The organism is Pseudomonas sp., from assembly GCF_032058845.1.
Taxonomy (GTDB): Bacteria; Pseudomonadota; Gammaproteobacteria; order Pseudomonadales; family Pseudomonadaceae; genus Aquipseudomonas.
Map to the genome: position 1 here is coordinate 1 of NZ_DAMCCR010000147.1, position 8,356 is coordinate 8,356.

The 8,356-nt window shown below is 65.7% G+C and carries 7 protein-coding genes; 1 reads left to right on the forward strand and 6 read right to left on the reverse strand.

Features of this window, described 5'->3' with window-relative positions:
* Both RT028_RS19070 and prmA read right to left on the reverse strand, forming a co-directional pair.
* Positions 1 to 230: MJ0042-type zinc finger domain-containing protein (locus tag RT028_RS19070; protein WP_312936860.1), on the reverse strand; the 230-nt coding region annotated here is incomplete at its 3' end.
* Positions 231 to 410: 180 nt separating this feature from the next.
* Positions 411 to 1,295: a 50S ribosomal protein L11 methyltransferase gene (gene prmA / locus RT028_RS19075; protein ID WP_312936862.1), complete on the reverse strand. Its 885-nt coding sequence runs from the start codon at positions 1,293 to 1,295 to the stop codon at positions 411 to 413.
* A 171-nt stretch (positions 1,296 to 1,466) separates the two neighbouring features.
* On the opposite strand from prmA, the gene RT028_RS19080 reads away from it, so the two are divergent.
* On the forward strand, positions 1,467 to 5,381 hold the full coding sequence (locus RT028_RS19080; protein ID WP_312936864.1) for a type III effector 1: 3,915 nt from the start codon (positions 1,467 to 1,469) through the stop codon (positions 5,379 to 5,381).
* 54 nt (positions 5,382 to 5,435) lie between these two features.
* Here the strand turns inward: RT028_RS19080 and accC are convergent, their stop codons facing one another.
* From accC to RT028_RS19100, 4 genes are all read right to left on the reverse strand, one after another.
* On the reverse strand, positions 5,436 to 6,791 hold the full coding sequence (accC, locus tag RT028_RS19085; protein ID WP_312936866.1) for an acetyl-CoA carboxylase biotin carboxylase subunit: 1,356 nt from the start codon (positions 6,789 to 6,791) through the stop codon (positions 5,436 to 5,438).
* Between the two features lie 17 nt (positions 6,792 to 6,808).
* On the reverse strand, positions 6,809 to 7,267 hold the full coding sequence (accB, locus tag RT028_RS19090; RefSeq protein WP_312936868.1) for an acetyl-CoA carboxylase biotin carboxyl carrier protein: 459 nt from the start codon (positions 7,265 to 7,267) through the stop codon (positions 6,809 to 6,811).
* 95 nt (positions 7,268 to 7,362) lie between these two features.
* Positions 7,363 to 7,815 (reverse strand): type II 3-dehydroquinate dehydratase, encoded by a 453-nt coding sequence (gene aroQ / locus RT028_RS19095; protein WP_312936870.1) that lies wholly within the window; start codon positions 7,813 to 7,815, stop codon positions 7,363 to 7,365.
* 174 nt (positions 7,816 to 7,989) lie between these two features.
* Positions 7,990 to 8,356 (reverse strand): thioredoxin family protein (locus tag RT028_RS19100; RefSeq protein WP_312936872.1); only part of this gene is annotated, 367 nt, incomplete at its 5' end.

The following is an 8,356-nucleotide window of genomic DNA, read 5'->3' on the forward strand; positions in this document are numbered from 1 at the left end:
CGGGCGGAGGCGGCGATCACGGGCGGCGCAGCAGCGTCAGACGCTTCAGGGGCTGGCGTCTGCGGCTCGGCGCTGGCGGCCTGGCTCTGTTCCAGCAGTTGTCGCGCGGCGCTGAACACCTGCAGGCACTGGCCGCAACGCACCACGCCACGGGCCACGCTCAGCTGATGATGCGTGATGCGAAAGCGCGTCTGGCAATGCGGGCACTGGGTGACGAAACTGTCGGTCATGCGGCGGTCCGTGGGAGTGGGGCGAAAAGTGAGTCTAGGCGTTGCGAGACCTCAAGCGGGGTCGACGCGGGATCTGCCCGAGGATTTTCTGCCGTGCATCGCAGTCGTCCAGGCCTTCGAGTATGGCGAAACCGGGCATGATCGTCCGGCTTGGCCAGGCCCGAAGGGCACTGGCGGCTGTCATGCCACGCGGCGGCGACCGCTGATCCGCACCCAGCCTTCACGCTCGACGATCGGGTCGAGGTCGAAGTCGGCTGCGTAGGCCGCCGCCACGTCCTCGCCTTGCTCGGCAAGAATGCCTGACAGCGCCAGCAGGCCGCCGTCGCGTACCAGCCCGGCGAGTTGCGGCGCCAGCGAGACCAACGGGCCGGCGAGGATATTCGCGACCAGCACGTCGGCTTTCATCGCCGGCATCTGCTCGGGCAGGTACAGCGCCAGGCGCTGTTCGGCGATGCCATTGCGCTCGGCGTTGTCGCGCGAGGCTTCCAGCGCCTGCACGTCGATATCGGTACCCACTGCATCGGTGGCGCCGAGCAGCAGCGCAGCGATGGCGAGGATGCCCGAACCGCAGCCGAAATCCAGCACATGGGTGCCTTCCAGTGACTGGCCATCGAGCCACTCCAGGCACAACGCCGTGGTGGGATGGGTACCCGTGCCAAAGGCCAGGCCCGGGTCGAGCAGCAGGTTGACGGCTTCGGGCTGCGGGGCCTCGTGCCAGCTCGGCACGATCCACAGGCGACGGCCAAAGCGCATGGGCTGGAAGTTGTCCATCCAGCTGCGCTCCCAGTCCTGGTCCTCGATCACCTCGGCGTGGTGCTCGGGCAGCTCGGCATCGGTCAGCAGGCGCAGGTGAGCGAACACAGCCTGGGGCTCGGCGTCGGCCTCGAACAATGCCAGCAAGTGGGTGTGCGACCACAGCGGGGTGGTATTGAGATCCGGTTCGAAGATCGGCTGATCTTCGGCGTCCATGAACGTGACCGACACTGCGCCAACTTCGAGCAGCGCATCTTCGTAGGTTTCGGCTTGTTCCGGGCTGATGGCCAGACGTACTTGCAGCCAGGGCATGGCGGGTACCTTAGAGAATTCGACAGGGCAGCGGGCGCTGCGCAAAGCGCGCAGTCTACGCCAGGCGCCGGGAGATGGGGAACTCCCCGGCTGGCGGCGCAGCAATAAATAACGCACGTGCCGGGGGTGGGCCGGGCAGTTTTCCGCCCTCATCCTGCCAGAGCATTTGCCATGACCACGCCACCGTCCACACCCCTGACCCCGTCTGCCACTGCCGCCACGCTGGACCGCCTGGTCGACTGGGCCGCGCACGCCCAGGCGCGTCTGCTGACCCAGATGAGCTTTCTCGATGTGCTGGAAGAGCAGGTCGGGGTCGAGCTGCGCACCTATTTTCCAGGCCCCATCGACCCGCGCTTCGTTCAGGACCTGATCGACGCGGCCCTGCAGCGACACATCACCCAGCAGCCGCTCGCCTATGACGAAGCCGAACACGCGCCGTGGCGCTGGGAGGGTCAGGTCACTCAGGAAATCCCTGAATGGCGCCGTGAGATCACCGTGCAACTGGTCGAAAGCCTCGGCAGTCGCCTGCTGGAGTTTTACGACGACGCCCTGGACCGGCACTGGAGCGCAACGCCCGCCGGTGTGACCGAGCCCGAAGCCTATCGAGGGTGCATCGAGGCCTGGCTGGCTGCGCACCGTGACGACCTGCACGCCGCGCTGCAGCCCGCCGCCTTGGCCACGTCCGACGTCCAGGCCGTACGCGCGCTGATCGAAACCCTGCAGCAGGCGTGGCACTGGCAGGCCGTGCTGCTCAACCTGGCCACCGCCCAGGAGCGCGAGGCCATCGACCGCATGATGAATGCGCAGTTGCCCGATTGGCGCAAAGGGCTCGATGCGCCACAAAGTGCGCAGTTGCGCGACGCCCTGGCGCTGTGGAGCGCCGCGCAGCAGCGCGCCTGGGGGTTACTTTCAGGCGTAAGCACCCTGCAGGCGTACGTGCATGATCAGGTCGGTGTGGCGCTGCGTGAGCGCTTTGACAACCCACTGTCGCCCGACCTGATCAGCATCGAGCTGGTGCGCAAGGCTGCCGCCGGCAGCCCGCCGTTGGCGACCACCCTGACCGAGCTGGCGAGCCGCGGTGCGCTTGACCTCGCCCAGCTCTACGACGTCGCAGGCACCCGTAGCCAGGTGCGCCTGGGCGAGGCGCCCAGCGCTGCCCAGGTGCAGTCGCTGCTGTTCGACAGCGACTATCTGGCGGGCTACCTCGGTGCCCTGCGCGCCCGTCATCAACAGGTGGACGTGCACAGCGCCTTGCTCGATGCCGCCGACCTGGCCCTGAAATACAGCGCGTTGCTGGCCCGGTTCGCCGGTCATCTGCCAACGGCCCAGCATGATCGGCTGTTGCAGGCCCTGGGGGGGGCCGAGGCCGGCGTTTCGGTCAGCGGTGTGCGAGTGTTCGACGCGCTGTGCAGTGACCTGCTGGTATTCACCCTGGCTGACGAACGCGGCGGGTTTCACAGCGCGTTGCTCTATGCACCGGCCAAGCCCGACGCTCAGCAATGGGTGCTGCTGACCTCGCTGCGCGCGCTGAACCAGGAACTGGGCGGCTGGATGGCAAGCGCCGCAGGCCGCGCCTACCTGCTCGCACAGGTGCCCTGGGCGCAGCGTGAGTCCGTGGCCGTGCAGATGGAGCAGGTGGCAGAACAACCCCAGGCCTGGTCCCTGCAGCAAGACTGCCGACACCGCTTTGCCGACTACCGCAATGCCCTGGCGCATGGTGTGCAGGCACGCTTGCAGGCCCGTGAAGACAGTGTGCAACGCACCGTGGTACCCGGCTGGTACACCGACTTGAGCCTGGATGAACAACGGGTCATCACGTTGCTGCGGCAACAGGCGCGGCACGCCGAACAGGCGTTTGCCGATACCCTCGACGGCTGGCAGAGCTTCCAGCATTACGCGCGCACGGCCGTGGCCCAGGCCATCGAGCCGTACCTGCGCAGCAAGGGAGTGACCGAGGCGGTAGACCCCGAGTCAATCATCATCGATTACCGTCCAGGCCTGGGCGACGGCCGCCTGGCGTCGGTCAATCTGGTGGACCTGGTGTGTTTCGGCTATGACGACAACACCGGCATCGACCATCCCGACCGCGGTGTGCGTTCGGCCATCGGGCAAGACCTGTCGGCGCTGCGCAGCGCCGACCTGGCCCGCTATGCGCGCAGGGCCTATCTGGGCGAGGCCTACATAGCGATGATGCGCGCCCGCTACCTGCTGCCCTCGACCGCCGACTATCGACCCCGGCAACAGGCGTTCGCACGGGCGCTCGCCGCCGGCCTGGACCGCGACCTGCGCATCGCCCTGGCCCAGGGGCAGATCAGCCGCACGGTGTTCGACGGGCTGATGGCGCGGGTCGATGCACTGGGGGCCACATTGACCCTGGACATCCCGCAGGACACCACAGAAACCGTACTCGACACCTCAGGGCTGGTGCGCCTCAGCGTGGATGACGTGGTGATCCTCGGTGTCTACGTCTTCCGCCTGGTCATGGACGAGGGCGCCGAAGACTGGCTGTACACCGCCGACGCGCCCGATGGCATCTTGCTGCGCCGCTACGCTGAGCTTGGCGAGGCGGCGGGCGGTACGCTGCGCAGCTACCTCCTGGCACGTACCCGGCTCAGCCAGCAGGCGCGGGTGCTCAGCCGGCTCAAGGCACTGGCCAGCGGCAGTGGCCACCGCGATGCGCTGCGCCGACTGAACCAGGTGGTCGGGTTGGCGGGCGAGTACGACCGCTATATCGAACACGCCCTGGCCGATGTCGAGGCTGCCACCCGCAGCCATGCCGAGGTGGTCCGTGGCCAGGTCATCAAGGGTCTGCTGTTTGCTGCGCCATTGAGCCTGGTGTATCCGCCGTTCGCCATATTCATCGGTGCCTGGTTCGTGGTGGCGCCGTTGCGCGAGGCGGTCATCGCCCATAGCAGAGGTGACACCGCGCACGCACTGCAGGCCTGGCTCGAGGCCTCGTGGGGTGCGCTGGGGCTGCTGGTGCACCTGCCCGGCGCGAGCCTCAAGGCGGTCAAGCCACTGTTCAACGACCTGCGCCACCAGCTGATTCGGCCGCGCGCGGCGATCAGCCTCGCGCCCCAGCGGCCGAGCATGCGCTTTGACCCGCAGTGGGCAGTCAAGCGTGCGCCTCAAGGCGTTCAGGCCGTGGCCGAGGAGGGCATCTGGGCCGGCACCTGGCGTGCACCGGCAACGGTGCAGGCACCGGCGGGCGAGCATTTCATTCGCGACCAGGGGCGCTTTTTCAAGGTGGAGTACGACTCCGCCCATCAGACCTTGCGCGTGCTCAAGGCCAACAACCCCGGCAGCTATCACCATGAAGCGGTGATCCTCGGCCCGCAGGGCCGTTGGCTGGCCAACAGTACCGGGCTGCGTGGTGGCGCCCCGGCACGTGACGCCGGCCGCATCACCGCGCCGCGGCAGATCACCGGCGGGGCGGGGCATCCGGACAATCAGCGCGGCGCGCTGCAAGGCGAAGCGGTGGTCGCGCGGTTCGTGCCTGAGACGGCCGACAATTACCTGTTCACCCTCAACGCGCAGAGCTGCGTCGCGGTTTCCCTGTACAACCCGGTGACGCGCGCCGGCGCCGTGATCCATTTCGACCACAACATCAAGCCGCTCATCGAGCAGTCGGTGCGCGGGGTGCTGGCGCGTATTCGCGGGCAGGCTTCAGAAAAGCTCACAGCCGTCATGGCCGGCGGGGACTGGTTGGGCGGCGACAGCATCGGCGCACCGGTGCGTGCGGTGCTGCGCCAGAACGGTCTGCGCCCGAGCTGGGAGCACTGGTCCTATTCGAGCTGCCTGGGCAACACCTACGGCATGACCCTGGACCTGCGCACCGGGGTCACCAGGGTCTACACCATGAACGGCGATCTGGTCGACAGGGTCCTGACCCCGCTCATGCGCTCGGCCCAGCAAGGTGGGCGTGGGCCGCTGGCCCTGCGCGCGCAACGGTTCATGAACCGGGTACGTTCCGAACCGATGTACCAGGGCGGCGATGGCATCGTGCGCAATGCTGCGGGCCATCCGGTGAGCAGCGCTCATTACCAGCATCACGCCATCCCGGTGATCGAGGTTGCCGGCTTCTGAAACGAAACAGCCCCGGCGCAAGGCCGGGGCTGTGGTCATCACGCTACTGCTCGATCAGTCCTGGTTGGCCAGTTTGTGCTCGAGGTAGTGGATGTTGATGCCGCCTTTGCAGAAACCTTCATCTCGCACCAGGTCACGGTGCAGCGGGATGTTGGTCTTGATGCCGTCGACGACGATCTCGTCCAGGGCATTGCGCATGCGCGCCAGCGCTTCTTCACGATCCTTGCCGTAGACGATCAGCTTGCCGATCAGCGAGTCGTAGTTCGGCGGAACCGAGTAGCCGCTGTACAGGTGCGAATCGACGCGCACGCCGTTGCCGCCCGGGGCGTGGAAGTGCTTGACGGTGCCAGGGGACGGGATGAATTTCTTCGGGTCCTCGGCGTTGATCCGGCATTCCAGCGAGTGACCACGGATCACCACGTCTTCCTGGCGATACGACAGCTTGTTGCCTGCGGCGATGCTGAGCATCTCCTTGACGATGTCGATACCGGTGACCATTTCCGAGACCGGGTGCTCGACCTGGACGCGGGTGTTCATCTCGATGAAGTAGAAGCGGCCGTTCTCGTAGAGGAACTCGAACGTACCCGCACCGCGGTAGCCGATCTCGATGCACGCGTCCACGCAGCGCTTGAACACTTCCTGGCGCGCAGCTTCGTCGATGCCTGGAGCCGGTGCTTCTTCCAGCACCTTCTGGTGGCGACGCTGCAACGAGCAGTCACGGTCACCCAGGTGGATGGCATTGCCCTGTCCGTCGGACAGCACCTGGACTTCCACGTGACGCGGGTCGGTCAGGAACTTCTCGAGGTAGACCATCGGGTTGCCGAACGCCGCGCCGGCTTCGTTGCGGGTCAGCTTGGCCGAGGAGATCAGGTCTTCTTCCTTGTGCACGACGCGCATGCCGCGACCACCACCGCCGCCAGCGGCCTTGATGATCACCGGATAGCCAACCTGGCGTGCGATCGCAAGGGCTGCGTCTTCGTCTTCGGGCAGCGGGCCGTCCGAGCCCGGTACGGTCGGTACGCCCGACGCGATCATGGCGTGCTTGGCCGAGACCTTGTCGCCCATCAGGCGAATGGTGTCGGCTTTCGGGCCAATGAAGGCGAAGCCGGATTTTTCCACCTGCTCGGCGAAGTCGGCGTTTTCCGCCAGGAAGCCGTAGCCGGGGTGGATCGCCGTGGCGCCGGTGACTTCGGCCGCCGCGATGATCGCCGGGATGTGCAGGTAGGACTTGTTGGAGGCCGCCGGGCCGATGCAGACAGACTCGTCGGCCAGGCCCAGGTGCATCAGTTCGCGGTCAGCGGTGGAGTGCACGGCGACGGTCTTGATGCCCAGCTCTTTGCAGGCACGCAGGATGCGCAGGGCGATTTCACCGCGGTTGGCGATCAGGACTTTTTCGAGCTTCCCAGACATCGTTGGCTCTCCGCGCTTCAAACGACGGTGAACAGCGGCTGGTCGAACTCAACCGGCTGACCGTCTTCCACCAGGATGGCATCGATGACGCCGCCGATGTCGGCTTCGATGTGGTTCATCATCTTCATGGCTTCGACGATGCACAGGGTGTCGCCTTTCTTGATGCTCTGGCCCACTTCTGCGAAGTTCGGCGAGGTCGGCGACGGCTTGCGGTAGAAGGTGCCGACCATCGGCGAGCGAATCACGGTGCCTTTGAGGGCCGGGGCGGCCGCTTCGGCGGCAGGCGCGGCAGCAGCAGGTGCAGCAGGTGCTGCCATCGGTGCGGCCATTGGCGCAGGGGCGTAGAACTGCTGGGCAGCCGGGGTCTTGCTGTGACGGCTGATACGGACGGACTCTTCGCCTTCCTTGATCTCCAGCTCGTCGATGCCAGACTCTTCCAGCAGCTCGATCAGTTTCTTGACTTTACGGATATCCATTAAGCGACTCCCAGGATTCGGTCGGGGATGTAAGTTGAAAACGTATCAGCAACGTTTAGTCGAGGCCGTGGCCCCAGGGCCACGGCTTTGTGTCATCAGGGCTGTGCGTGCGCAGCCAGCTGTTCGAACGCGGACTCCAGGGCCAGGCGATAGCCGGTGGCGCCCAGGCCGCAGATCACGCCCACCGCTACGTCGGAAAAGTAAGAGTGATGACGGAACGGTTCGCGTTTGTGCACGTTGGACAGGTGCACTTCGATGAATGGGATGCTCACCGCCAGCAATGCGTCACGTATCGCGACACTGGTGTGGGTAAAAGCAGCCGGATTGATCAGGATGAAGTCGACGCCTTCGTCACGCGCGGCGTGAATACGCTCGATCAGCTCGTACTCGGCATTGCTCTGCAGGTATTGCAAGTGATGGCCTGCGGCGCGTGCGCGCTGCTCCAGGTCCTGATTGATCTGGGCCAGCGTGGTGGCGCCGTAATGGCCCGGTTCGCGGGTGCCCAGCAGGTTCAGGTTGGGGCCATGCAGCACCAGTAGGGTTGCCATCTGCGATTCCTTGGTTTTGTAGGGCAATTCGACATAGCGCGGCGACTATGCCGCAAACGCTTGTGAGTGTCCAGTTCCCGGCAATAGTCAGCACGATGTCCGAGGTTCGGCCAAAGTACGTGACTGAGATCTCGAAATCGGTCATTTCTTCGAGGTTGGCGCGAGATACCTGCATCAGTGCCCGAGTTTGCCATCCACCTGGTTCAGCACGGTGACGAAGTCCTCCACGTTCACTTCGCCAACCACACGCTGTGCGCGCAGTTCGTCGCCGTTCGCTGCAAAGAACAGCAGGGCAGGCGGGCCGAACAGCCCGTAACGGTCGAGCAGGGTGCGCTGTTCGGCGTTGCTTTCGGTGATGTCCAGGCGCAGCAGGGTGAAGGCCTTCAGATGCGGTTGCACGGCAGGGGCGTTCAGTACCTCGTGCTCGATCACTTTGCAGCTGATGCACCAGTCGGCGTACCAGTCGAGCAGTACCGGCTGCCCGTTGGCCTTGGCCTCGGCCAGTGCCGCATCGAGCGCCGCCGGGCTGCTGAGGGTCTGC

Coding starts and splice junctions, on each gene's coding strand:
- aroQ (WP_312936870.1), bottom strand. CDS start 7,815: ATGGCAACCCTACTGGTGCTGCATGGCCCCAACCTGAACCTGCTGGGC.
- accB (WP_312936868.1), bottom strand. CDS start 7,267: ATGGATATCCGTAAAGTCAAGAAACTGATCGAGCTGCTGGAAGAGTCT.
- prmA (WP_312936862.1), bottom strand. CDS start 1,295: ATGCCCTGGCTGCAAGTACGTCTGGCCATCAGCCCGGAACAAGCCGAA.
- RT028_RS19080 (WP_312936864.1), top strand. CDS start 1,467: ATGACCACGCCACCGTCCACACCCCTGACCCCGTCTGCCACTGCCGCC.
- accC (WP_312936866.1), bottom strand. CDS start 6,791: ATGTCTGGGAAGCTCGAAAAAGTCCTGATCGCCAACCGCGGTGAAATC.